The organism is Aquimarina atlantica, assembly GCF_000626715.1.
Classification (GTDB): Bacteria; Bacteroidota; Bacteroidia; order Flavobacteriales; family Flavobacteriaceae; genus Aquimarina; species Aquimarina atlantica.
This window is the reverse complement of the sequence record NZ_AQRA01000001.1, coordinates 907,247-933,283: the sequence shown is the minus strand read 5'-3', so window position 1 is coordinate 933,283 and position 26,037 is coordinate 907,247. Positions and strand designations below refer to the sequence as shown.

Below are 26,037 nucleotides of genomic sequence, written 5' to 3'. Positions count from 1 at the left end.
TTTGCTAACAAATTTAGATGAGCAGATTCTAAGCGTTATTGTTCAATACAGACAATTATTATTTTACAGGAATATAAATCTCGGTAAGAAGTTCTTTTTCCGGAGTATCAGACTCATCGTTAAGATAAAATTCTAAAGTTGGTTTATCTTCAAATTCTAATTGTACTTCGGTTATCCAGTATCCATAGATTAAATTATAGGTGTCTACAGAACTTTCATGACTACCTTTGTGTATAAACTTAGCATATTTTTGTTGGGGTATATGTTTGGTTTGAAATAACCCTTTTAGAGGAAAATCTATTTCTTTTTCCAGAATAATTCCAGCATTATATCGGCAATGTAACGTATCAGTGATTTCGTCATCATCTAATATTTCTCCCAATATAATTGTTTCGTCTTTTAATAAGTCATGTTTCGACGCATATGAGATCAATTGTTTCCAGGTTTTCTCTATTCCATTAATATTTTCATAAGACCCTTGATAGGTTAAATATAAAATATCAAAGCCAGGAATTTCTTCAATTTCATATGTAAGAATTTGTTCTTGAGTATTTTCTAATGGAAAAATAGCTTTTTGAGTAATGTATTGTTTGATTTTGTTCGAATTCCGAAAAGAAGAAGGAGAACATTTAAATTGCTTTTTAAAAGCTTTACTAAAAGCAGCAATATCACTATATCCAATTTCATAAGCGATGTCAGAGATGTTCTCTGATGAAAATTTTAAATATTCTGCAGCCTTTTCTAGTTTAATCCTTTTTATATATTGTCCTATAGTTTCGTGATGTAGTGCAAGAAATATTCTATTTATATTTCGATACGAATAAAACGATATGTCTTCTATATCTTTTTTACTGATTTCATTTTTAAACCTTTCTTCTATATAGAGAATTAGCTTTTTATAACGTTCCAGTTGTGTTGGATTTCCCATGTTTTATCATTTTAGAGGAAAGGTACTGTGAAATAGTAATTTTTGAGTTGTCTTTTTAGGACAATTAAGCATGTTATTTCTATAGTAAAACAAGAATTTTGAGATCATATATAAGTCATGTTTTTTTGTCTTAACAGGACAAACAACATACTATTCATGCTTACTAGTTTTGGCTAAAATTTTAAAAGTAAGATATGAACAGTAAAGCAAACATAACGATTCTAACGACAATCCTATTCACTTTTTCAATCTATAGTATCAATGCACAATCTCTGAATAAGAATGCTCTCCTAAAGAAATGGAATTTGGATACTTACAAGATCGGAGTTAAGAAATATCCACCATCCAAAAAGGAAAGAAATGATTATATCCTCTTTAAAAAGGATATGACTTTTGTCTCTATCTCTGAAGGGAAAAAAGAAAGTGGTGCCTGGATGCTAAATACTAATGGGAACTATATAATGATGACTGATGATAAAAAAGAAACGGTAAAAGCATATATCGTCACTTTAACTTCTAAAAAGTTAGTGCTGTATTTTGATATTGAAGAAATTAGAGAAATAGAAGCTCATTATAGTTCTAATTTATAAAACCAGGTTTATAATGAAGTATTTCTTGTATATATCGATGTTTTTCTTGCCTTTTATTGTATTGTCTCAGGAAAACATAGCCTTAAAAACCATTCCTTTTGCTACAGAAAACTTATCCATATCTATAACGCAGGTTTTGGATATTAGAAAAGAGAAAAACTTAGGACTAGGTATTAATAAACACGGAGAAAAAGTCATTTTTCAATTATCCCCAGATGCACCAACGGCTATTCTGAATTTTATGAAAACTTCTTTTTCACAAACCAAAGATGCAAAACCAATAGTTATCAAAATAAAGGATTTAGAAATTCAACAATCACAAAGTAGTATAAGTCATATAAAAACAAGGGTATATATTAATCTGGTTTTTTATGAAAAAGAGAATGATACACTGCAAAAGCTTTTTGATGTACAGCATAATGAAGATAAAACTTTTGCTATATCTGATAAATCGAAAATATTCGAAACCTATGAACAAAACATCAGAGCTGCATTAGAGTATTGTGCTCTAAGCTTTATTAATACCTATAAAAAAAGAAGCAAACCAGAATTTATATCTGGAGATCTACAAACCAATGAACGAGATGTTTTTTATGAGAAATCAGAAATGAAGTATAAAAAACGATTAGGGAAATGGTTTGATATGCTGACATTTAAGAAAGTATACAGCAAACATAAAGAAGGTTGGAAAATAAGTTATATAGGTTTTGCTGATAGTGATAAAGACTTTATCATGCCCTTTGTACTGTCTTATGACAGGTATAGTATAAAACGAAAGTCATTACTCGACAAGAATTACAGATCGGTTGATGCCTTTAGCGTAGGGGGAGGTTTTGATGGGTACTTAAAGATAATACCAGGAGTATATGCTAATATAGGTCTAGAAGTACCTTTAGGATTGGAGATAACAAAAAATACAGAAGGCAAAAAACAACATAATTTCCTTATCGGAATAGGCGCCAAACAGGGAATAAAAATTATCCCCTGGAAAAATTATGGTATTGTCATTGGGGCAGGGGTTTTTCAACAAATACAAACCTCTAAGGTGTACACCAGAAACTTTGGATTTGAACTCGAATTAGGGATTAATTTTTAATCTGAAAAATTACTTTCAGAACAATAATGTATTCAATTAAAACAAATAAATCAAAATGAAGAAAACAATTAAATTAGTAGTATGTGTAGTGTTATTTGGGGGAATGACTATAAGCGCACAAGAAAAACAAAAAGGAATAGAGTTTGGAATTAAAGCAGGGGGCAATGTAACCGAGTTTAGAAATGCATCTTCTAAGTTTAAAATAGGAGTTATGGGAGGAGTATTTTCTCAATACAAGTTCTCTGAAAAATTAGCAATTCGGTCCGAGGTATTGTATTCTGCCCAGGGAGCCAAATCAAAAATCGGTTCCAGAAAAATAAAATTAAACTATATCAATGTATTACCAGCAATAATAAAATTCTACCCTATTAATAAGTTAAGTCTTGAAGCAGGACCTCATGTAGGATATCTATTAGGAGGTAAAGGAGCCGGTTTTGTTAAAAGAGATTTTAAGAAAATCGATTATGGAGTAGCTTTAGGTATAGGATATTCGTTAACCGATAATTTAGAAGTAGGAATTAGATATAACCTTGGATTGGTAGATATTACTAAAGAAAGTAATACATCGTTTAAAAATTCTGTGTTTCAAGCTGGTTTATCTCTTAAATTATAACGTATAAAATGATTGTATTAGTCAAACTGATTATAGCATATTGTATAGTATAAAAACTTTAAAAGCAAAAATGATATGAATTAAGATGTCAAAAAGTTATAGGATATCATAAAAGGTTTGGGGTAATTCTAAACCTTTTTTGCTGAAATGAAAATCGAATTGTTAATATTATATGACTATGACAGAAAGAAGTTTTATTATGATGGATTTTATGTTAAATTACGGTATTAACGTATCTTTGCACTACCAAATTCTTATACATGAGTAAAGCCGTTTATATTGCTACTATAGAACCTAATAGTGGTAAATCTATTGTCGTTTTAGGTATGATGCGTATGCTTCTGGGTAAAGTAGCCAGAGTAGGGTATTTTAGACCAATCATCGATGATCCTAAAGAAGGAGAAGTTGATAACCATATTAATACTGTAATATCACATTTTGAATTAGATATTAATTTCAAAAAAGCCTATGCATATACGAGAAGTGAAGTGCTTCAAAAATACAACCAGGGTAAATCAGGAGAAATTATAGATGGGATTATCAAGAAATTTAAAAACCTTGAAGAAAGATTCGATTTCATTTTAGTAGAAGGTACTGATTTTTCTGATGAAGGTAATATCATTGAGTTTGATATTAATGTTATTATTGCCAAAAACCTGGGTATACCAGCTGTTATAGTGGCAAGCGGAATTGATAAGCAAAATGATGAAATTGTTGGTAATCTAAAACTGGCATACGATACTTTTAATAGTAAAGATGTAGAAGTTTTGGCTATGGTAGCTAATAAAGTTACTCAAGGTTGCGAAAAACAATTAGAAAGTAGTTTTGAAAAAGATTTTGGGAATAATGTCGATCGTATTATTATTCCAAAAGTTAATTCTTTGATTAATCCTACTATCAAAGAGATCGTAAACGAATTAGAAGGTAATGTGTTGTTTGGTAAAGAATACCTAAATAATCAGGCAGGTAGTTTTGGAGTAGGGGCAATGCAATTACGCAATTACCTTACACATCTTAAGGATAACAGTCTTGTCATTACTCCCGGAGATCGTGCAGATATCATTTTAGGAGTATTGCAAGCAAATATCTCTGATAATTACCCTAAGATTTCGGGGATTATACTTACCGGAGGAATTATTCCCGAACCACCAATACTTAAATTAATAGAAGGGGTTTCCTTATCTTTTCCTATTATATCGGTACCTAGCGGCACATTCTCTATTACCAATAAAATAGGAGCTATTAAGTCTAAAATTTATCTAGACAATCTACAAAAGATAAATACTTCGATTAGCATATTCGAAAAATATGTTAATGAGGATCGGTTAGCCGATAAACTAATTACATTTAAGTCAGAAGGATTAACTCCTCGAATGTTTCAGTATAATTTATTAAAACGTGCTCTAAAACATAAAAAACATATTGTTCTACCAGAAGGATCTGATGAAAGAATTCTAAGAGCTACCTCTAGATTATTGGCTTCTGGAGTAGTAGATATTACTTTAATCGGAAATGAAAAGAAAATAAAGAGTAAGGTTATAAAACTGGATATTCCGATAGATTTTGATAAAATACAGATTGTCTTCCCAACAGAATCTCCTTATTATGATGAGTATGTACAAACATTTTATGAGCTAAGAAAGCATAAAAATGTAAACCTGGATATGGCCAAAGATATGATGGCAGATGTATCTTATTTTGGTACGATGATGATATACAAAGGTCATGCAGATGGAATGGTCTCTGGGGCAGTACATACTACACAGCATACGATTAGACCTGCATTGCAATTTATAAAGACCAAACCGGGAGTAAAAGTGGTTTCTTCTGTATTCTTTATGTGCCTTGCAGATCGGGTATCAGTCTTTGGTGATTGTGCAATTAACCCTAACCCTAATGCAGAGCAATTGGCAGAAATAGCAATTTCTTCTTCAGAATCTGCTGCAGCGTTTGGTATCGAACCAAAAGTAGCCATGTTATCCTATTCGTCAGGAACCTCTGGTAAAGGTGAAGATGTAGAAATAGTAAGAGAAGCAACTGCTATTGTAAAAGAAAAACACCCTGATCTAAAAATAGAAGGACCTATACAATATGATGCAGCAGTAGATTTAGAAGTGGGACAAAGTAAGTTACCAAATTCTGAAGTAGCAGGGCAGGCAAGTGTTTTGATATTTCCAGATTTAAATACCGGAAATAATACCTATAAAGCGATTCAGCGAGAAACAGGAGCATTAGCCATTGGCCCAATGTTACAAGGGTTAAATAAACCCGTTAATGATCTAAGTAGAGGATGTACCGTTGATGATGTGTATAATACAGTAATTATAACGGCAATTCAGGCTCAGGGATTATAAACAGAGTAAAGAATTACTCTTAATTATTAAAAAATATGCAAATACTTGTACTAAATTCTGGAAGTTCGTCTATAAAATTTCAACTATTTACAATGCCTGATACAAAAGTGGTTTGTTCTGGGTTAGTAGAACGTATTGGTTTAGAAAATGCTAAAATTTCCTATACTTCAGAAATAGATAATATTGAAAAAACTGTGAGTGTAGATACTCATAAAGATGGACTACAATTAATAGCCAGCTATTTGATGGATGATCAAGTAGGAGTGATCCGATCTGCATCAGAAATCCATACCGTTGGTCATAGAGTAGTTCATGGAGGAAGTACTTTTGCAGAAACAGTTGAAATCACTGAAGAAGTAAAACAAAAAATCAATAAACTTTCTGCATTAGCACCATTGCATAATCCTGCAAATTTGGAAGGAATTTTGGTTGCCGAAGAAATCTTTTCTGATGCAAGACAAGTAGCTGTGTTTGATACAGCTTTTCATCAAACTATTCCTGTAGAAGCCTATAAATATGCTATTCCGAATAAATTTTTGGATGAGCATAATATTAGAGTATATGGTTTTCATGGTACCAGTCATAAATATGTTTCAGAAAAAGCTATAGAATTTCTGAAAAAAGATTCCTCTAAAGTTATTACAATTCATTTAGGAAATGGATGTAGTATGACTGCGGTTAAGGATGGTAAAAGTATAGATCATACTTTGGGATTTGCACCGATGAACGGGTTGATCATGGGAACCCGATCTGGAGATATTGATCCTGCAGTCATCTTTTATATGGTTAATTCCCTGGGATATTCATTAAAAGAAGTAAACGATCTTTTACAAAAAGAAAGTGGAATGCTGGGATTAACAGGATATAGCGATTTGCGGGATATTGAATCTGAAGCAGAAAACGGCAATAAAGATTGCCAGTTAGCACTGCAAATGAATGCATATCGTATCAAAAAGTTTATAGGAGCGTACGCCTCGGTTATGAACGGCTTAGATGCTATTGTATTTACTGCCGGAATAGGGGAGAACTCTGCTTTGATTAGGAGTTTGGTGTGTAAAGATCAAGAGTTTTTTGGCATTCGATTGGATGAAGAAAAGAACACTATTCGATCTAAAGAAATAAGAGATATAGGGTTACCTTCATCAAAAGTAAAAATATTAGTTATTCCTACTAATGAAGAGTTAGAGATTGCCAAACAGTCTTTCGAATTATTAGCATAAGAGCAGTATAAAAAAATAGTGTACTATTGCCGCTCTGCAAATTCTTTAAATTGTCTGAGCCATTTTTCTGCTGGTTTTCGATACATACTAGGAAATAAAATAGCCATCAGTTTTGGCATAACCCAGTTGATACGAGTGTATTCGTATTCGAATTCATACTTTGTTTTTTTATCATCTATGGCAATAAAATTACATTTCATGGTATTGTCCATATGCTTATGGTGATAACTAGCTTCAAATGAATATGGAAGCTCATTTTTGGTTATTGTTTCAGTCAATTCCATATCATGTTTTCCGTGTTTGTAAAACATTTTAGACACTGCACCTACTTTACCCTTTTCTCCGCTAATCAATTCTTTCTTAATAAAGCCATCTTGATATTCTTTAAGATTATCTGGATTTGCAAAAAGCTCAGCCACTTTATGTAAAGATTGATTGATCTCAATATAACCTTTATGTTTCATCTGTTCTTTTTTATTGTTTTTTTTATGTTAGATGGAATCACGTCATTGAACCTTGGTAGGTATCAACTCAATTGTTATGACTCATTTCATATCAATTTAGTTTAGATTAACAAGATAATTAATATTCGCCTTTATTTTTGACTTAAGAATTAGTTTTAAGTTTCTTTTCTATTCGTTTGATAGTATTCCAGTTACGAGTTGTGATTTGCTTACCATAATATCGTTCCAGAACTTCCATTCCTTTAGGCGTCTTGGTTATCGAAAGATCTAAAACACTTACTATAGTTTTGTCGATCTTATCTATAATTTTAAAAGCGTTATTATCACTTGCCCATGGTAATTGTAAATCGGTTTCAAGATCTTCCTGTAGAAACGAAACATACAATCGAATATCTTTTGTTACTAGTATATCTTTAAATGGATCTTTATCTAATAAATGGCAGATAGTTTCAGATGTTCTTACGATCGTTGGGATTAAGAAACCGAAGGTTTTTTCTAAATGATCAGACATTATTTTTTCAAGACTCTTTACATCACTTTCTGTTGAGTCAAATATTATATTTCCCGAATTAAGAATGGTAATCACTTTTTCGAAATTCAGTTTTTCCATTTCTTTACGAAGGTCGGCCATAGGAACCTTGTGATGACCACTTACGTTGATTCCTCGTAGAAAAGCAACATATCTATTCATTTATTCGAATTTTATGTTAGTGTTTTTGCTCTTTTTTTAATTCGTGTTTTAATTTTTTGATGTAATCAACAATATTTTTTCCAATCATCTTATTTGCTTTTAAAGTCAAATCGACTTTATTTTTATTGGTATCTAACCAAAGAAAAAGTTTCTCTTTCTGAAAATAATATCGATCTTCGATTATTGTAGTTTTGTTTGCATCAAATTCTTCATTATAGATAGGTATGTTGTAACGATATTGCTGGTCAAATGCAAAAAATAACTTTTTGCTTTTAAAATAATATTGAGTTATATTTTTTCCTGTTTCTCCAAATTCGATGATTTCGATGAGCCTTAAATCTTTGTTATCGAAATATGCAGTTACAAGCCCTCCTTCTGTCGTATTTAATTCAATTTCTGGGGATTTTTTTACATAAGAAGTTATATTGTTTCTTATTGTCTTATACTCGGATCTTATTTCCTCTAAGATCGTTTCTTTGGATTGCGCTGAAATCGGTTCTAACCCAAAAAACAAAAGAGTCGATATAATTATTGCTTTTTTCATAATTGTCAACGGTGTTATATAGAAAGTAACATCTTGATAATTGAAGTCTTTTTACTATAAATGTATTAAAAAAGCGTAAGCTTTGGAGGCTTACGCTAAATTAGTTGTTTTTAGCACTCAATTTCTTATTAACCGTATAAAATTTTATACGTTTTAAAATTGGAAAATATTTTTTAAGATCTGAAATAGATTTAATGTTTTCTATTAGAACCCAGAGCGGTTTAGGTTTTATTTTCTGATAATACTTTTAGTTTTTCTTTTGCATTTTCGTTTTTGGGATTTAGTTTCAAGCTTTTTTCATAGCTTGTTATGGCTTTTTCTGTGTCTCCATTTTTCATATAAGCTTCACCAAGAGAATCATAGGCATTATATGATTCAGGAAAAGCATATACTTCTAGTTTAAAAAGCTGAATTGCTTTCTTGTAATCACCTCTTTTTATCATTTCATAGCCTTTGGAATTTAAATCCCTTTCGGATAATTTTTCTACCGTATCTTTAATCATATTTTTGGCGTATTCAAAATTCTTTTCAAAACAACTACGTACAACTTTTTTTGTATAAAAATAACTATCGGTCATTGGTGTTGATCCGGCAAGAGTTTTTTGTATATAGAATCGGGCATCTAAAAAACCTTGATCTGCATCTTTATTTGTTAAAATGATAACCGTATAATTTTGCTTTTCATAAATCCGCCATTCACTTCCTACTCCAAAATGCCCTCCACTATGACCATACATTTTTGAATTTGCTAAACCAGGAAATTGCATACCATAGCCATACCATTCTTCATCAGATTTTTGAGTTTTCATTAGGTTAGTATGCTCTACATCTAATAATTTATTTTTCCTAAAGGCGTAGGTAAATCTATATAAGTCTTCTATAGTCGTGTAACCACCACCAGCAGCACTTCCTCTTACAGTGCCCATAAAAATATTTTTTTTAAACTTATTTGGGTATATATCTGATAGAGTATACCCTTCTGCTGCATTTTCAATAGGGTGATCAACATCATAAAGCCCAGAATTAGACATTTTTGCAATAGAAAATATATTTTCTTTTATATACTGTTCGTACGATACTTGTGAAACTATTTCTATAATTCTGGCAAGTAAAATATAATTTGTGTTCCTATAAGAAAATGTTTCATTAGGCATTGATTCCATTGGTTTGTTTTCATATAATGGAGCCAAATCTTGCATGCTTCGATATAAATCTTTAGACGTTTTTTTAAGTTCATCAGAGGCAAAATAGTTGGGCATACCACTTCTATGAGTTAGTAGAAGTCTGATAGTGACAGAATCTCTTACAGTTTGATTTGGGTAGTTAGGAATAAATTTACCTACGGTATCATCAAGAGAAAGCTTTCTTGCCTGGATTAACTGAAAAATTGATACAGATGTAAATGATTTTCCGATAGAAGCATACGAAAATTTAGTATCTATATTGTTTGGTACTTTATGACCTAAATGAGCAAAACCATATGCTTTTTTTAATACTATACTATCATTTTTTGCTATTAAAACGGCTCCGCTAAATCCATCTAAAGAATCGAGATAATTTGTTATTTCTATAGTGCTAAGGTCTTTTGGTAATGTTTTGTTTTCTTGTTTGCAAGAAAGCACAATCAAAGTAATAGTAAATAGAATTATCTTTTTCATATTTATTGGTTACAGTTATTTGTTATTTTATTGAGTATTGTATATAATTGATTTAATTCGTCTTCTGTGATATTTTTAAGGGCGGTATTTCTGTTGAGTTGTATAGTAGGACTTAAAATTGTTAAGGTTTCTTTTCCTTTTGTTGTAATTTCAAGTAATGATCGCCTTTTATCTTTATTATTAATTCCTTTATTAATGTATCCTTTTTTCTCCATCAAATTTAAAATCCTTGTAATAGAAGCGTAATCTTTAAACACTAAATCACCAATTTGCATTTGTGTTAAACTACTATTATCATTCAAAATGATTAAGATCAAAGCCTGGTCGACTGTGATGTCTTCAATGATTTTCGAAATATTTTTGTTACATAATCTTCTATAAGCTTTTATAGCTTGTTCGATAGAATATAAAGCAGTGGTTGTGGGAGTATTAACTTTCATTTATTTGATATATCAAATAAATGTATGATTTTTGTTTGATATATCAAATAAAATATGCTAAATGTAACTACTTTTATTGATAGACTTGTATTAGATTAAGTGAAAGTTCGGATAGTTCTCTTTTTTTATTGCCTTATAATTTTTAAAGCTATTTTTCCGCCAATCCATGCCATAGGAATATAAGCGATAGCTATATCTGCAAAGGCAAACCAGGTAGGACCGGGTAGCATATAATTAACCATGATTCCGCCTAAAAAAAACAATCCACCGATACCTAATGAGAATTTCATTTTATGACTTGCAGCTATTAAACCAGCAATCGTTGCTCCAACCAGAGTCCCCAGAGCATGAGCCAAAAAAGGAAAAATAAAATGTTCGAATCCTAAAGATGGCATAACGGCAGCAAGAGCATCCATATCATTGGGATCAATTCCTTTTATAGGAATTAATTTATGACCAATTTTGACAAGAGCTATATTAATGATACTACCACCCAGCCATCCCGCAATAACAGCTAGAATATTTTTAAGTATTGAATTCATAGTTGCCTTTTATGTATTAATAATAAACATCATTATCTGCTAAGTTTTCCTTAGTTGCCAGAAATTCTGTAGGATCATGATAGCCGAAATATTCAATTTCTTTTCCGTGCTTCTTTACTATTTCTCTTATCTTTTGAAGACTTTCTTTCCTCATTTCATTATCGACAGCCCTTATCCTTGCTAATTCATCTACGGGGTGATTCAAATCAGATATTTCATCTCTTAGGTAATACGCATCTCCCACATAAAAAATCCACTTTTCGTTTTCCTTAAATGTTACTCCACAATGCCCTAGTGTATGGCCAAATAAAGGAATTAAATAAATTTCAGTTTCAAAATCTAAGTCAACTTTTCGAGCAGGAAGTCCAAACCATTTACTATTACTTTTTTCGTACAATTTTATTTCTGGATTATGTGCCAATTGCTGAGGAAGATATCTTTCGTTTCCACTTTTAAAACTTTCGTACTCTTCTTTGGCAATGTGAATTCTCATATCAGGAAAATCGGCAAGCCCACCAATGTGGTCTGGGTCAAGATGAGAAACGATGCAATCTTTAATTTTTTCGGGACGAAATCCTAGCTTTTGTATTTGTGCTATGGCAGTACGTTTTTCGTCAAATTTAAAGCCCGTAACCTCTATTAATTCTTTACCAAGTTTTTTTTCGGGATCTTTGGTCTCTGATAATCCAATCCCAGAATCAATTAGCACGAATCGGTTTATTCCTTCTAGGAGTAAACAATGTCCGATTGCAGATCCCATTGGCGATTCGATTTGAACACAGTTTAAATGATGAATTTTAATCATAAGCTTCATTTTTTCGACTTGTGTAGTAAATACTTATACAAATTAATTGCGTGGTTAAACACCTAATTTAGTAATTAATTTTTATAAGATGTTGATAATGAGGTTTCTTTTGTGGGTCAAATCAACATATAAAAATAATATTCATAGTCTAACTTAACCAAGTTACAATACAAAATGGGTAGAACGAAGTATCTTATCGATATTTTTATTTGAGTTTAGAAATGCTTAAAAGTGTTCTATATACAGCAGAAATATGATATTCTGGTTTACTAGTATTGTTCTTGTACTATAAAAACTAAAGCAAACGTGCCAATCAATTCGGCAATATGTTTTTATATTATTTTAAAAAAGAGGAGAGGAGAATTAGCATGCTAATTCTCCTCATTTTTAGGGCACTACTTTATATTTTAGATAGCAGATGCACCGGCTTCAGCAACCGCATGGTCATTCTCAACAGAACTTCCGCTTACTCCAATTGCGCCAATAATTTCGCCTGCTGCATTTTTAATGGGTACACCTCCAGGAAAGGTAATTAGACCATTGTTAGAATGTTCGATGTTGTACAAAGCACCTCCGGGTTGAGATAACTCTCCAATGATCCCCGTATTCATATCAAAATAACGAGCTGTTTTCGCTTTTTTGATTGATATGTCTAAAGAACCTAACCAAGCTCCATCCATACGCCCAAATGCTACTAAGTTTGCTCCTGCATCTACAATTGCTATATTCATTTTTGTATCTATCGCAATAGATTTTTCTTTTGCTACTGAAATGATTTTTTCAGCTTGTGCTAATGTAATATTCATTATTTTATGTTTTAATTTTTGTTGTAATTTGAGTACAAATGTACAGAGCAGATCATCTTACTCATTTACTAAAACAGTTCAATAACTTATGAAAAAAGGTCAAGTGTAAAAATGAAACTAAAAAAGATAAAATGTCATTTAGAAATTTCTTTGGGACTAACTCCAAATTTATTTTTAAACGCTATACTGAAGTTTGAAAGGTTATTATATCCAAAATCGAGGTATATGTCGGATGGTGTTAATTGCCCTTGTTCTAATACTTCTTTTGCTTTTTGAAGTCGTTTGTCTTGTAGCCATTTTCCGGGAGATGTTTTATACTCATTAATAAAATGACGTTTAAAAGTCGATAAGCTCATATTGCATAAAAATGCAATTTCTTCTAGTTTTAAATTAGAATGTATTTTACTTTCGATAATTTTTTTAAAAGGAGAGGTTTCTTTGACTATTAATGATTTTAAATATAGCTCAAACTTTTCTCCATATTTGTGAATGAGGTACAGCATGATTTCTTCAAATTTTACAGAAAGTAGGTTTTCTATAAAAACTGTAGGTGCATCACTAATTGTTGATAATGAGTTTAAATATGAAGTTATGTATGCATCATTCCTAATTGTAAAGTATGGTACTTCTTCCTTTATTATTTGTTGGTGTTGAATGTGTTTTTCTAAAAAATCTTCAAGTATTTTTTCAGAAAAAAATAAAAGTTTACAATAATAAATAGCATCTGTGTCTAATAATTCTGTCCAAATCCAATTTCCTTTTTTAAGAAGTAATGATTGATCCTTATTTACAGTAACTGATGTTCCTGCAAAGTGCACTTGCTTTTTTCCTATTTGTAAAAAACTAAACATGTGCATATTTAGATTGACCTTAGTTTTAATAGTATCTTCGGTCATTTTAAAATCATAAACAAAAAGATCCGGTTTATGCTTAAGGTTATTAAGATATAATTCTGGTATGTTGTCTATTGGCATATGATGGTGTTTCAAAGTCAATGTATAATTCAACTTCTTTCGGGTAACATGATTGTTACTATCTTTATTAAATGTATCTTTCTTTAATAATATTTATGTGATGTTTTTCATGACCAATAATAGATTTTAGGAAGTCTTCAAGAGTGATTTCATATTGTCGAGCCATACCTTTTATTAGTAACTGATTTTCAGATAATGTCTCAATAAAACTAACAGATGCCTTCCGTACATTTACAAAATCGGTTATTAATTGTTTCAGGGTTAGTTCTTCAAAACGGCTATTGTTTACTAACAGATTTTGATCATAACCCCATAGTTCTATTGATTCATTCCTGCTCATTAAAAATGCTCGGAATATTTTTATTCTTTCATGATCAGTTATATGCCCAACAATTTGTTTAATACTCCATTTATCAGGAGCATAGCGATAAACGGCTTTTTCTTCACTAATAGAATTTAGCAATGTAATTGTAGATGACGAAGCAAATAGTGATCGATAATTCATATCCTTTACAAGGTCATAATAGTATGGGAATCCAGCTTCGGGAGTATATTTCATATTTTATTTGATGATTTTGCTCAATTAACGATGCAACAGTTAACTCTTTTCTCTATAGCAAACATACTATAATCTTAGGTTACCACATAAGTTTGAAGGATGAACAAATCTATTCACAATAGTGATATTCTTAAATGGATTATTGAAATACTTCGTGATATAACCGAAATTGAAATTGATGTTATGAAAAATACCGAGAGAAGAATAGACGATATTAGATATAGAAATGACTGAGAATACATTTTTAGAATTCAAAAAACATAAACACCATTAATGCTGGTGTTTATGTTTGTAACGCTCTCTACTGTATTTTTGAAGAATACATATTAAACTTTAACTAATCGCACAATTTCCATTACCATCCGGACTCATCCAATTACCTTCTATAGTATCTCCATCTGCAAGTTGAAGTAAAGCTTGCCCGCTTAATTGACAGCCTTGATTCCATTTAGAATCAACTTCATATATCATTGAAATCCCATTTGTACCTTTAGGAAAGGTAAATGTTGTTTTTGGACCATTAGCTTTAATCGCAACCGCTTCTATCCAGGTCGGATTAGCAGCATTCAAATTCGATGTATAATTAAATTTGATATTTCTTCCTGAAGCAGGATTTGTAATAGAATTTGTTAATGTTACTTTTACAGCCGTTGGTAATCCTGATGATGGAATTGCAGATCCCTTTACATATGGGTTGTTTTTATCACAGGGAGCAGTTCCCATTGTATTTCCTGTACTACTAAAAGATGTTATTTTAGAATATTCGGTAATAATCGAATTAGCACCGTGATTAGGAATTTCGTCACCACTTGTTGTGAGCATTCCCCATCCCGCATTTCGCTCGTAATACCTAAATGCAAAGCCCCCAGAAACAACATCTGCCATGTTTATTGGCGAACCTGATCCCGATTGTGGAGTGAGTTTGGTACCTCCATACAAATAGTCGACTTGCTCCCAGGTTCTTGGAGAAACAGCTCTGGGATTCGAACCCATTTCGGTAAAAGTTATCGGTACTGGATTAGCCCCTTCAAACGCTTTTGTTAAGGTGTAGTATGCACCAACTTTTGCAGCAAGTGTTCCTCCGGCCCATCGTTCACAATTGTAACCCAAGAAATCAAGACGCTCAGAAGGGTCTCCACACATATATGCCTTAGCGGCTGGTATAGTGAAATCAGGATCATCACGAAGTGCCGCAGTAACGGGAACAACACGAGGGCAATTTTTTGCCATATACGCTTTCAAATATTTGGCTCCAGCTCTAATTTTATTTGGAATATCATAACCTGGATTTTGCCCTTTTGCACCAGGATCAATTGTTTCGTTTCCTATTGAAAACCCCAGAACATTCTGGTATTTACAGAATTCATCGGCAACAGCCTTTAGTCGGGCATTATAAATTGTAGGACCATCATGTACCGTGGTATGATCCACAGCCCCAACCAAAACATAAATCCCAGCAGCAGCCAAGGCATTCATTACTTTTGTGTGATCTTTTGTTGGATCAACTTGATATACACGAATGGCGTTTATTTTCATATTAGTAAACCCATAAGTTGTCGTTGTTTTCAATAAATTTTGAATAACAGTTAGATTATTATCTGAAATTGGATCTACAAAATCTGTGGGTTGGTAACAAACTCCTTTAGGTGCCCACTGATCTTTACCGCACATAAATAGATTATTAGAAATCGTAATAGGTGTAATGTTTGATGAATTGATACTTTGTGTCATAGTTTGGTTTTAATATTGGTTATTGTACAAACCAATATACTAACCTCAAATCAATTCTACATTAGTATAATTACCTTAATATATAAGTACATATACGGTAAAATCTCTTTCTCTATTCCTAATAATTGTCTTTGTAATACTTGTTTGCTTGACTACCTGAAAAGTGGAGCAATTAATCATATACATTGTGACATGTTGGTTTTATCCTTCGAGTATACTTCTGATTTCGTTAATGAACTTTAAGGATTCAGTTTCGACTTGCTTTGTTAAAATATGTATATCATCAAAGTTTGGATTTTTTATTATTTCATGATCGATAATTGAAAGGCTGCTATTTATTGATTCTGCCAAATGATAGGTATTCCAGCTACTGCCTTTGAACATCTCCCAATACTTTTTTCGGATACTTTTATTTTGGCCAGATAAACAAATTGAAAAACGCATTGTTTTATGATTAAAGATGATTACAAATTTCAATTTTTGTTTTTTTAATTCCTCGGTAGTTAAAGAAAAATAGGAAAAATCTGGATTACCTTGATAAATGGTTCCTAATTTAAAAACTGTAGCATATTCTTTATGAAAAAAAGCTCTTAATTTTTTCATGTATCCTATTAGTTGGTGATAATCTAATTGTATGTAATCTTGCTTGACCGATTTGTTGTGACTAGAAAAAATCTCTTTGTTTGGGACCTTATTATTTTTACTATGTTTTTCGATAGGAATACATATATCGACTATAAATTTTTGTTCAGGATGCGTTTTGTGGTCATTATGGTACACTTCAAAATAATCCCCATCTCTAAATTTATAATTATTATCAAGTACCCATAAAGACATACTTTCCCAGGCCTTAGGGAAATCCTTTGCTTCAATTTCGAAATTTCCAATGACATAGTCGCCTCTTTGGATGGTAAAAGGTCTAATTTCTCCTTCAGTTTTAAATTCTTTATTAATTGTTATACAAGCACTATATCTTACTTTAGGAGTTTGAGTAATGTTGGGGTTATCGTGATAAATGGTAATAGCTTTAAAACCTGAGGAAGGTAACATTTCTTTTTTGTTTCCCCATGCTATCAACCTCTGGTACATATTGCCAATTTTATCAAACTCACCTATATGCATTATACCGGCAAGTTGTATTTCTTGCAGTTCTTTTACAGTTATTTGCGCATTCATTTCAATCCATTTTTTAGTGTTATCAATGCTACAAATGTATTTTTCGGTTGTAAAAGATTCTATACCAATCTTGCTAAGTGTCATTTTCCCTTCGGTTATAAATGTAGTAGGGCTAATTCCGTAATATTTTTTAAATGCCCTGGAGAATGAACTTTCGCTATTAAAACCATAGTTGTAGGCAAGTTCTTTTATAGATTTATTAGTGCCTACAAGCAGGATTGATGCAATGCGTTCTATTCGTTTTCTATTAATATATTGATTTAAGTTTTCACCAATTATGGTTGAAAAAACTCTATGGAAATGATATGAGGAATAATGCGCTTTTTTGGATAACTGTTCGAGTGACAAGTTTGCATCGAGATTCTTTTCGATAAAATCCAATATATAACTAATTCGTTTGATATATTCTCGTCTTGTTTCGTTTATTTTGGTTTGCATTTTCGTAATGTCTTTCCAAATCCTATAACCCTCTGGTTATTGTTTGCCATCATTGTATAGCTTATTGTGATAAGCTGATTTTATTCTTGATGCATGATACACATGGTTGTGCTTAGTGTTTTATTTACTGTGTATTTTTAAAATTGTCCTCAAAATATTTTATCCACTTTCCGTTAATTAATTGTTCTCCATATTCCCGAAAGCTACCTTCTGAAGTTTTACTGAAAATAAATCTATTTTTTTCATTGCTCCACACAATAAGTTGTCCATCTTTATACTCTGCAGGATATCTATTTACCCCTTTTTTAGAAAAAGGATAGTAATAATATTTTTTATCTTTTTCATCATAATAAATTATAGTATGAAGTTGAAGGAATTCTGTATTCAATTCAATGACTAAAATACTTTTATCTAGGTCATAAGTAATTTTTTGATGCGCCGACCCTTGCTTCGAAACTACCCCATTTTTATAAACTTTTGTGGTACCAATCCATTCTCCAATCATAAAGCTCAATTGTTCCATTTTTTCTTGCTTTACGTTTTGACCAAAAACTGAATTAAATAAAAGAAGAAAAACTATATAATAATAGTATTCATGATTGTGTTGAAGATATTTTTGATATTTCATTATCCAATAATTAAGTACAACAATTAAATAAAAGATATAAACCTTATATCTCCTATGTATGTTTATTTACAAATCTAGGATATTTCTATAATATTATGTTCTAAAAGAAATCGTGTATATCTAATGTTTGTTTACTATCGATAGATCAATCATGCTTATAAAAAAAAGGATGGCTTTTAAGCACATCCTTTTATCCATTACTTTAAGAATTAAAGTATTGTTAATATAGAATACATTGTCCCCATCTGTTACATCTACCGGGTTCACAAAAACTTCCTCCACCATAATTAATTCGACATTTGTTACGTCCACAACACGATATGCTTACCATAGCTCCTTTAATATTTCGTTGTTGTTGTTTGGATAGTTTTTGAACTCCAGTTAATTCCAAAATGTTTTTCATTGTATGAAAGTTTTAAAAGTTAATAATTTGAGATTATCTCCTGTTAAAAATATTAGATCATGTAATGAAATACAACTCCATATTCATGAGATTTATAAATTTCAACTTATAAAAAACTGTTTTTAAAAGAGTAATAATAGGAGGTTCACTATCATCTTTTAGTGATGATGTACAATATTGTTTTTGGTTATGCCCATGTACAACGTCCCCAACGATCACAATATCCGTAATCGCACATTTCGGTTCCGTTTGGAAATCTAACACAGCAAAATCTATTGTCTTTACAATATGGTGCTGAAACAAACGCTCCTTTGATATTTTGCTGTTGCTCTTTACTTAATTTTTGTACTCCTGATAGGTTTAAGATATCCTTCATTTTGTATAATATTTTAAAAAGTTAATACTCCAATTTTGATTACAATCATACTACTGTACCAGAACGAACAGGTAATGATCATAAAAATGACAAACCTAAAAGTTTGTCTTTATGTATGGTTTTGAATTTTTTTTAGAAAAAGATACAACGTCCCCAACGGTCACAACGACCAGGCTCACAAAAACTTTGGTTTCCGAAGCTAATGAGACATCCTCTTCCACTAGGGCAGCAAGTTGCGCGTCCCCATGCTCCTTTAATGTTTTGTTGTTGTTGTTTGGTGAGTTTTTGAACACCGGTTAATTCCAGAATGTTTTTCATTGTGTGAAAGTTTTAAAAGTTAATAATTCAGATTTTCTCCATTAAAAATATTGGATCATGAAGTAAAATACAACTCCATATTCTTGAGATTTATAAATTTCAACTTATAAATCGAGGTCTTTTTTAAAAGAATAACATAGAGATTCACTATTATCTTTTAATACTTTCACACAGTGTTATTTTGGTTATGCCCACATGCAACTTCCGTTAGATCGGCAATATCCATAATCACAAAAACTTGTTCCAGGAATACGGCATTTTTTAGGTCCGCAGCAGACGGCACGACCCCAAGCTCCTTTAATATTTTGTTGTTGTTGTTTGGTGAGTTTTTGAACACCGGTTAATTCTAAAATGTTTTTCATTGTGTGAAAGTTTTAAAAGTTAATAATTCAGATTTGCTCTACTAAAAATATTGGATCGTGTAGTAAAATACAACTCCATATTCTTGAGATTTATAAATTTCAACTTATAAATAAGGCTGTTTTTGAAAAGAATAATGTAGAGATTCACTATTATCTTTTAATACTTTCACACAGTTCAATTTCGGTTACGCCCACATACAACTTCCGTTAGATCGGCAATATCCATAATCACAAAAACTTGTTCCAGGAATACGACATTTTCTAGGTCCGCAGCAGACGGCACGGCCCCATGTTCCTTTAATTTGCTGTTGTTGTTCTTTACTTAATTTCTGAACACCGGTTAATTCTAAAATAGTTTTCATTGTATGTATATTTAAGTTAGTATCTAAATATACTTTAAAATATTGTGAGTCAGTTTTTTAAAACGTTAAATAATATTATGTTTAATAAAAAATGTAGTACTAAAAAAAGGCAAACTTTCTGGTTTGCCTTTTGTATAATTTTTTGTTTTCTTAGAAAAAGATACAACGTCCCCAACGATCACAACGACCAGGCTCACAAAAACTTTGATTTCCGAAGCTAATGAGGCACCCTCTTCCGCTTGGGCAGCAAGTTGCACGTCCCCATGCTCCTTTAATATTTTGTTGCTGATCTTTACTTAATTTCTGAACACCTGTAACATTCAAGATTTTTTTCATCGTGTATTATGTTTAAGTTATGGTTTAAATTTAATTTAAAATATTGTAAGTCAGTTACATAAAAACCACTAAAATAGTAAGGTATTGATCTTGTTTGTAACTTTTAATTACGTTACTAAGAGAATAAAATTTTATAACAAAAAATACTAAGAGTATTGACTAATAGTAGCTTTTTGAACAAAAATTATACTTATGGTTGTATGTTTTTTTGTAGAAATTTGTTGTTAATGATACTCTTATTTTTTGTAAGAAATAACTTATTAACAATAGTTAGGAGTAGTAATTGGTTGAATTGTAGTGATTTGAATGTTTTTTATTGTGTAAATAGTGGACTGTCAACATACTAGGTAACTATTTGATAACGTTTTACTATAGTAAGTTTAATAAAATAATTTTAGATTCGAGATCACATAATTATGCTTAATAAACTAACCTATAACATAATGAAAAAAATAATACTCTTACTTCTGTTTATGCCTGTTATTGGGTATAGTCAGATACCATCATATTACAATGATGTAAACCTAACCTTATCTGGAACTGCTTTAAAAAATGAATTAAGTGATAAGGTGACAAATACGCATACCACATTTCTTAGTTATACACCAGGGGTGTGGGATGCATTAAAGCAGACTGATTTAGAACCTTCTGATCCTTTAAAAGTTGTTTTAGTATACGGATATAGTGATACTGATGGAAACTCTAGTACAGACAGAACAAGAGGAGTAAACAATAATGGGGGAGGATCTACCGATTGGAACCGGGAACACGTATATCCAAAATCATTGGGTAATCCCAATCTGGGAACCCAAGGCCCAGGTGCAGATGCGCATCATTTACGGCCTGCAGATGTACAACGTAATTCATCTAGAGGAAATAGAAAATTTGCAGATGGGTCGGGTAATTCTGGACCTACTTCTCAAGGACATTGGTATCCTGGTGATGAATGGAAAGGTGATGTAGCACGTATGATGATGTATATGTATATACGTTATAATAATCGTTGTTTACCAAAGAATGTTGGAGTAGGTGCCGCAGCTACTGGTGATAGTAATATGCTACAATTATTTTTAGAATGGAATGCAGAAGATCCTGTTTCTCCATTAGAATTACAACGTAATCCAATTCTTGAAAATATACAGGGTAACAGAAATCCATTTATAGATAATCCTGCATTTGCGACACAGATTTGGGGAGGACCTCAAGCCGAAGATAGATTTGGTAATACAGGAGGTAATGATACGCAGGCACCAAGTATTCCTGCTAATCTGGTAGCAACGAATACGACCCAGACATCTACAGTATTATCATGGAATGCCTCTACAGATAATGTTGGTGTAACAGGATATGATGTATATAAAAACGGAGCATTTTTAAGTTCTGCGCCAACAACCAACTATAGCGTTTCGGGATTAACCGCTAATACTACGTATTCATTTTCTGTAAAAGCAAAAGATGCAGCGGGTAATATTTCTGCAGCTAGTACTACGATTAATGTAACCACTCAAAATACTTCACCTGGTGGTAATGCTACGGCATTATTTTTTTCTGAGTATATAGAAGGATCTTCGAATAATAAGGCTTTAGAAATAGCAAATTATACAGGTGCATCGGTTAATCTTTCAGGATATACAATCAAAAGACAAACTAATGGCTCGGGGTCCTGGTCTGGAGGATTACATCTTTCTGGTGTTTTGGCTACTAATGATGTTTATGTAGCTGCCAATAGTTCGGCTTCGAATACTATTAAAAATGAAGCAGATCTCGTTTCGGGAGCTTCAGAATTAACTTTTAACGGTAATGATCCCGTAGGGTTATTTAAGGATGGAGTTTTGATAGATGTGATAGGAACTTTTAATGGAGGATCGTCTAACTTTGCTAAAGATATTACTTTAAGAAGAAAGGCGGATGTATCATCACCATCTACAACATATAACACATCTGAGTGGGCACCATACCCTCAAAATACTTTTGATGGCCTGGGAAAGCATACATTCGATGGAGGAGGTAATACTGGCTCAGATACCGAAATTCCTACAACTCCTACTAATGTAACAGTTACTAATATCACAAAAAATAGCGCACAGCTTTCCTGGACAGCCTCTACCGATAATATTGGGGTTACAGGATATACGATTTATCAAGATGGAGCGGTACTAACAACTACTACAGGGGTTTCGTATACTGTATCTGGTTTGGCAGCAGGAACGAACTATTCATTTAAAATATCTGCATTTGATGCCGCAGGAAATACTTCAGCATTTAGTAATGCCATAACTGTTACTACTCTCGATAATGTAGTTTCCTATTGTACTTCAAAAGGAAATACAGTAAAATATGAATATATTGATTATGTGGGAATAGGAGGGATCTCTAATACCACATTAGCTAATGGCGGTTATGGAGATTTTACCGCCCAGGTAGCAAATCTTAACTATGGAGCTAATACTATTGTATTGAGTGTAGGATTTGCAAGTGCATCGTATACAGAACATTGGGCAGTATGGATTGATTTTAATAAAAACGGAACTTTTGAAGAGACTGAAAAAGTAGTTAGTGAATTTACATCAGAGACAGGCAATCTATCCTATAATTTTGATATACCAACTACCGCAGCATCAGGAAATACTCGAATGCGAGTTGCTATGAAGTGGAACGGGGTACCAACACCTTGTGAGACTTTTGGATATGGAGAAGTAGAAGATTATACCGTGAATATTGGCTCAACAACAGAAGCAAAAGGAGCATCATCAATAAAAGTTAATAGAAAAATAGAACAGGAGGATAAAGTGCTTTTGGCCAAAGTATACCCTAATCCAGCTACAACTTATATTCAAATTAGCTTGAGAAGCAATCAAGGCAGTAGCTTTACATTAACTAATATGCAAGGGAGCATAATAAAATCCGGAGTAGTAACCGATAGCAAAATCTCTTTGGAAGGAATAACGTCAGGAATTTATTTTATAACAATATCTGATGGAAACCGAAGTGTTTCAGAAAAAATAATGATCAAATAATTTTTTGCAAGTGTAATTACTAAAGCCTTACAGTATATAGTATTGTGGGGCTTTTTTTATTTAATGATGTATGTCATTTATGATGCTATTACTTGCGTGTATTGCAAATTGTGGCTCGATGTATAGTTGATGCTCTTTTCCTTTTTCTATATTGGTATCAATACCCATTAGGTCATACCATTCGTTTTTTGGAGAATATATATCATTCTCTCCAAAATAGAGCTTTATTTTTGTATTAGGTTTATTGGTTTCATATCGTAACCTTGTTGATGAAACAGCGTATAATGATAATACATTCTGGTTTTTTATAGCCAATTTCCAGCCAATGACCCCGCCAACACTAAATGCGAGGATATGTATTTTCCCTTTTTCAAAGGCAAGTAAGTTTTGTACTGCCCGATCAATTCCTCCATTAATGAATTGCTTATGAAGATTTTTCTCAGTGTATGTTGATGTATCTAACCTTCCTAATTCACAACAGTCATAATATTGTAATACAAAATGATCTTGAAGTTCTTTGATATAATAATCAATCCAATCTGATTTTTTCTTTCCCCATAGGTCAGACAAGATGATTAGTTTTGGCTTCATTAGATTTTTATTTCCTGTAATTGATTCATAAACTTTTTTGGATAGCTGATAAAAATCTATTAACCCCAAGTTTTTTCGTAATGAATACCTAATTATTTAGTATTAGAATGTGTCGTAGGTTGATTTATGGTTAGCGTTATTAGACCAAGAGCTATGTAGATAGAACCTGTAATATTTTTTTGTCTTTTGAGGTATTTTTTTGAACTGGTAAACCATTTTGATATTTTCACAGAAAGTAAAACATATAGGGTATCACTCAATATCGCAAAAACAGTAAACAAGATACCAAGAAACAATATTTGACTGGCATTACCTCCTTTATCGATATTTATAAATTGTGGTAAAAAAGAAAAAAAGAATATTGCTGTCTTTGGATTAAAAGTATTCACTAAAATGCCTTCATAAAAAATTTTGTCTAATCGCTTGTTTTTATTTGTAATTACTGGTTGTTTATTTGGTGTTTTTTCTAATATTTTTTTAACACCTAGATAAATAAGGTAGATAGCTCCCAGGTACTTTATAATCGAAAATGCAGTAGAAGATGTTAGCAATATAGAAGAAATACCTATTGCAGCGGCAGCAACATGAACCATGCTTCCGATACCTATTCCTAAAACCGAAACAATACCTGCCTTATAACCTTGTTCGACACTTTTGGCCATAATATAAAGAACAGATGGGCCGGGTATAAGAATTAATATAGAGGCAGCTGCCAAAAAAAATACAATATTTTCAAAATCTGGTAGTATCATAATAGTAGTGTAATTTATTATACCTAATTATTTTAATAAGATTTATTATTCTTGAAGTACTAATCTAAAACCAAAAACAGGGAGTTCTCCTTGCATAAAATCTAAGTCCTTTGACCTTTTAAAACCCATATTTTCATACATTTTCCATGCTACCTGCATAGCTTTTGTAGAATGAATTATCATTTGATTTTGTTTTTCTTCTTTTGCAATCTGTATACAAGCATTTGTTAAGCGTTTGCCTATACCTTTACCTCTGGTAGATGGATCGACTGCCAATAACCTAAATCCAGAAGCATGCTTTTCTTTTGTAGCAGTACCGCCAGAACCATAATATTTCATATCACCAAAATAAACAACACCGCCTCCTATTTTTTTACTTGAAGAAATAGCGACCAATAACTTAGTTTTAGGATTCTCTGTTAAACTTCCGATATTAGCCAGCATTTTATAGTAGTTGGGTTGTTCCTTTTTAGAAGGAAAACCTTCTAACCGTGAATATACATCAACCATTAATTCTCCTATTTTTGCAAACTCATCTGGAGCAGCTTCTTTTATAATATATTCTTCATGACTCATCATTAATGCTAAAAAATTATAGTAGAGTACTACTAACTTAGGTAACTAAAGGACTTAAAAGACCTAAAAATTTAGTATTACAAGAGATAAAAATATAATTATATGAGTAAAAAAATCGTTTAAATCTCTTCTTAACCAAAATTTAACTCCTCGCTTTTCCTGTAAATACATTTACTTTTGGATCTATGGGATTGCCTGTTGTCCTTCTAAAGGATACTATTTGCCCTGTGTGATAGAGCGCATCAGATATTGGACCATTGATCATATGCCAGAAAGGGAACTCTCCTTTATTTCCCTCACTTTGTATAACGATCATATAATTATTCATATCGTCTTTTGTTTTTTCTGCATATAATTCGCTTGCCTCCTTTAGGTTGTATAACGTTTTTTCTCTTAAGATATCAAAATTCATGGGAGACAAATCTGCTGGAGTAAGTCTGATACAAGGTAAGTTTTGCGCAGTATTCGTAATCATTATAGAAAGCCAATATATATGTTCTATGGTTTCATATGTATTAAACCCTTTGGTAGATGGTTTATATTTTAAATCAATATCGGTAAGAGTATCTGTAGCCCAATAGTAACGATATCCAAGACCATCTATAAGTCTTGAAATTATGTTGCCTGAAGAGTAATTCTCTGGGTATTCTGGTATCTGTTGATATGGCATTTTTAAGAAGTCTTTAT

31 protein-coding genes are annotated in these 26,037 nt (G+C 31.9%); 7 read left to right on the top strand and 24 right to left on the bottom strand.

The genetic code is table 11. The features are described from left to right. Positions 1 to 58: 58 nt before the first annotated feature. Positions 59 to 928 (bottom strand): AraC family transcriptional regulator, encoded by an 870-nt coding sequence (locus ATO12_RS04150; RefSeq protein ID WP_034238930.1) that lies wholly within the window; start codon positions 926 to 928, stop codon positions 59 to 61. A 194-nt stretch (positions 929 to 1,122) separates the two neighbouring features. Between ATO12_RS04150 and ATO12_RS04145 the strand changes: the two genes are divergently transcribed. From ATO12_RS04145 to ATO12_RS04125, 5 genes are all read left to right on the top strand, one after another. After that, entirely contained in the window at positions 1,123 to 1,518 is a 396-nt protein-coding gene (locus ATO12_RS04145) for a lipocalin family protein (protein ID WP_034238923.1), read from the top strand. A gap of 13 nt (positions 1,519 to 1,531) precedes the next feature. Then, entirely contained in the window at positions 1,532 to 2,614 is a 1,083-nt protein-coding gene (locus tag ATO12_RS04140; protein ID WP_034238921.1) for a hypothetical protein, read from the top strand. A gap of 55 nt (positions 2,615 to 2,669) precedes the next feature. After that, positions 2,670 to 3,227, top strand: a complete 558-nt coding sequence (locus tag ATO12_RS04135) for a porin family protein (RefSeq protein ID WP_081801960.1) — start codon at positions 2,670 to 2,672, stop codon at positions 3,225 to 3,227. A gap of 260 nt (positions 3,228 to 3,487) precedes the next feature. Continuing rightward, positions 3,488 to 5,581, top strand: a complete 2,094-nt coding sequence (gene pta, locus ATO12_RS04130; protein WP_034238919.1) for a phosphate acetyltransferase — start codon at positions 3,488 to 3,490, stop codon at positions 5,579 to 5,581. Positions 5,582 to 5,616: 35 nt separating this feature from the next. Beyond that, on the top strand, positions 5,617 to 6,801 hold the full coding sequence (locus ATO12_RS04125) for an acetate/propionate family kinase (protein ID WP_034238917.1): 1,185 nt from the start codon (positions 5,617 to 5,619) through the stop codon (positions 6,799 to 6,801). Between the two features lie 23 nt (positions 6,802 to 6,824). On the opposite strand, the gene ATO12_RS24610 is transcribed toward ATO12_RS04125, so the two are convergent. The 10 genes from ATO12_RS24610 to ATO12_RS04075 all read right to left on the bottom strand — a co-directional run bounded on the left by ATO12_RS24610 (position 6,825) and on the right by ATO12_RS04075 (position 14,284). After that, positions 6,825 to 7,265, bottom strand: a complete 441-nt coding sequence (locus ATO12_RS24610) for an SRPBCC family protein (RefSeq protein ID WP_051575600.1) — start codon at positions 7,263 to 7,265, stop codon at positions 6,825 to 6,827. Between the two features lie 142 nt (positions 7,266 to 7,407). Beyond that, positions 7,408 to 7,956 carry a DUF1697 domain-containing protein gene (locus ATO12_RS04115; protein ID WP_051575599.1) on the bottom strand — a complete coding sequence of 183 codons (549 nt, stop codon included), beginning with the start codon at positions 7,954 to 7,956 and terminating at the stop codon, positions 7,408 to 7,410. Between the two features lie 16 nt (positions 7,957 to 7,972). After that, positions 7,973 to 8,500 (bottom strand): hypothetical protein, encoded by a 528-nt coding sequence (locus tag ATO12_RS04110; protein ID WP_034238914.1) that lies wholly within the window; start codon positions 8,498 to 8,500, stop codon positions 7,973 to 7,975. A gap of 221 nt (positions 8,501 to 8,721) precedes the next feature. Then, the gene (locus ATO12_RS04105; RefSeq protein ID WP_034238911.1) at positions 8,722 to 10,158 is read right to left on the bottom strand and encodes a serine hydrolase; all 1,437 of its coding nucleotides are present in this window, start codon (positions 10,156 to 10,158) and stop codon (positions 8,722 to 8,724) included. Positions 10,159 to 10,160: 2 nt separating this feature from the next. Next, a complete protein-coding gene (locus tag ATO12_RS04100) occupies positions 10,161 to 10,598 on the bottom strand; it encodes a MarR family winged helix-turn-helix transcriptional regulator (protein ID WP_034238906.1) in 438 nt (145 codons plus the stop codon). A gap of 125 nt (positions 10,599 to 10,723) precedes the next feature. Continuing rightward, positions 10,724 to 11,140: a hypothetical protein gene (locus ATO12_RS04095; RefSeq protein ID WP_034238903.1), complete on the bottom strand. Its 417-nt coding sequence runs from the start codon at positions 11,138 to 11,140 to the stop codon at positions 10,724 to 10,726. Between the two features lie 16 nt (positions 11,141 to 11,156). Next, entirely contained in the window at positions 11,157 to 11,945 is a 789-nt protein-coding gene (locus tag ATO12_RS04090; protein WP_034239342.1) for an MBL fold metallo-hydrolase, read from the bottom strand. Between the two features lie 407 nt (positions 11,946 to 12,352). After that, positions 12,353 to 12,751: a GlcG/HbpS family heme-binding protein gene (locus ATO12_RS04085; protein ID WP_025667486.1), complete on the bottom strand. Its 399-nt coding sequence runs from the start codon at positions 12,749 to 12,751 to the stop codon at positions 12,353 to 12,355. A gap of 134 nt (positions 12,752 to 12,885) precedes the next feature. Then, on the bottom strand, positions 12,886 to 13,725 hold the full coding sequence (locus ATO12_RS04080; protein ID WP_034238896.1) for a helix-turn-helix domain-containing protein: 840 nt from the start codon (positions 13,723 to 13,725) through the stop codon (positions 12,886 to 12,888). 67 nt (positions 13,726 to 13,792) lie between these two features. Beyond that, entirely contained in the window at positions 13,793 to 14,284 is a 492-nt protein-coding gene (locus ATO12_RS04075) for a DinB family protein (protein WP_051575598.1), read from the bottom strand. Between the two features lie 99 nt (positions 14,285 to 14,383). Between ATO12_RS04075 and ATO12_RS26575 the strand changes: the two genes are divergently transcribed. Next, the gene (locus ATO12_RS26575) at positions 14,384 to 14,518 is read left to right on the top strand and encodes a hypothetical protein (RefSeq protein ID WP_262482569.1); all 135 of its coding nucleotides are present in this window, start codon (positions 14,384 to 14,386) and stop codon (positions 14,516 to 14,518) included. Positions 14,519 to 14,617: 99 nt separating this feature from the next. Here ATO12_RS26575 and ATO12_RS04070 read toward each other — a convergent pair whose 3' ends face one another. From ATO12_RS04070 to ATO12_RS25765, 9 genes are all read right to left on the bottom strand, one after another. Continuing rightward, complete coding sequence (locus tag ATO12_RS04070) at positions 14,618 to 16,015, bottom strand: glycoside hydrolase family protein (protein ID WP_034238893.1); 1,398 nt, start codon at positions 16,013 to 16,015, stop codon at positions 14,618 to 14,620. Positions 16,016 to 16,216: 201 nt separating this feature from the next. After that, positions 16,217 to 17,629, bottom strand: coding sequence for an AraC family transcriptional regulator (locus tag ATO12_RS24605; RefSeq protein WP_051575597.1), 1,413 nt, complete (start codon positions 17,627 to 17,629; stop codon positions 16,217 to 16,219). Between the two features lie 124 nt (positions 17,630 to 17,753). Then, positions 17,754 to 18,257, bottom strand: coding sequence for a hypothetical protein (locus ATO12_RS04060; RefSeq protein ID WP_034238888.1), 504 nt, complete (start codon positions 18,255 to 18,257; stop codon positions 17,754 to 17,756). A gap of 220 nt (positions 18,258 to 18,477) precedes the next feature. Further along, positions 18,478 to 18,660, bottom strand: coding sequence for a hypothetical protein (locus tag ATO12_RS25775; protein WP_131248770.1), 183 nt, complete (start codon positions 18,658 to 18,660; stop codon positions 18,478 to 18,480). A gap of 187 nt (positions 18,661 to 18,847) precedes the next feature. Beyond that, positions 18,848 to 19,036 (bottom strand): hypothetical protein, encoded by a 189-nt coding sequence (locus tag ATO12_RS04055; RefSeq protein WP_025668177.1) that lies wholly within the window; start codon positions 19,034 to 19,036, stop codon positions 18,848 to 18,850. A gap of 132 nt (positions 19,037 to 19,168) precedes the next feature. After that, complete coding sequence (locus ATO12_RS25770) at positions 19,169 to 19,354, bottom strand: hypothetical protein (RefSeq protein WP_131248769.1); 186 nt, start codon at positions 19,352 to 19,354, stop codon at positions 19,169 to 19,171. A gap of 185 nt (positions 19,355 to 19,539) precedes the next feature. Further along, a complete protein-coding gene (locus ATO12_RS25900; RefSeq protein WP_160170149.1) occupies positions 19,540 to 19,716 on the bottom strand; it encodes a hypothetical protein in 177 nt (58 codons plus the stop codon). Between the two features lie 185 nt (positions 19,717 to 19,901). Further along, positions 19,902 to 20,078, bottom strand: a complete 177-nt coding sequence (locus ATO12_RS25895) for a hypothetical protein (protein WP_165583328.1) — start codon at positions 20,076 to 20,078, stop codon at positions 19,902 to 19,904. Positions 20,079 to 20,228: 150 nt separating this feature from the next. Beyond that, a complete protein-coding gene (locus ATO12_RS25765; RefSeq protein ID WP_025667826.1) occupies positions 20,229 to 20,414 on the bottom strand; it encodes a hypothetical protein in 186 nt (61 codons plus the stop codon). Positions 20,415 to 20,857: 443 nt separating this feature from the next. Between ATO12_RS25765 and ATO12_RS24600 the strand changes: the two genes are divergently transcribed. Next, on the top strand, positions 20,858 to 23,431 hold the full coding sequence (locus ATO12_RS24600) for an endonuclease (RefSeq protein ID WP_240486094.1): 2,574 nt from the start codon (positions 20,858 to 20,860) through the stop codon (positions 23,429 to 23,431). A 60-nt stretch (positions 23,432 to 23,491) separates the two neighbouring features. Here the strand turns inward: ATO12_RS24600 and ATO12_RS04040 are convergent, their stop codons facing one another. The 4 genes from ATO12_RS04040 to ATO12_RS04025 form a co-directional block, all read right to left on the bottom strand. Continuing rightward, entirely contained in the window at positions 23,492 to 24,022 is a 531-nt protein-coding gene (locus tag ATO12_RS04040) for a hypothetical protein (RefSeq protein WP_034239335.1), read from the bottom strand. Between the two features lie 92 nt (positions 24,023 to 24,114). After that, complete coding sequence (locus ATO12_RS04035) at positions 24,115 to 24,774, bottom strand: LysE family translocator (protein ID WP_034238878.1); 660 nt, start codon at positions 24,772 to 24,774, stop codon at positions 24,115 to 24,117. 45 nt (positions 24,775 to 24,819) lie between these two features. Then, positions 24,820 to 25,353, bottom strand: coding sequence for a GNAT family N-acetyltransferase (locus ATO12_RS04030; protein WP_240486093.1), 534 nt, complete (start codon positions 25,351 to 25,353; stop codon positions 24,820 to 24,822). Between the two features lie 139 nt (positions 25,354 to 25,492). Next, a complete protein-coding gene (locus ATO12_RS04025) occupies positions 25,493 to 26,020 on the bottom strand; it encodes a hypothetical protein (protein WP_051575595.1) in 528 nt (175 codons plus the stop codon). Between the last annotated feature and the right edge of the window lie 17 nt (positions 26,021 to 26,037).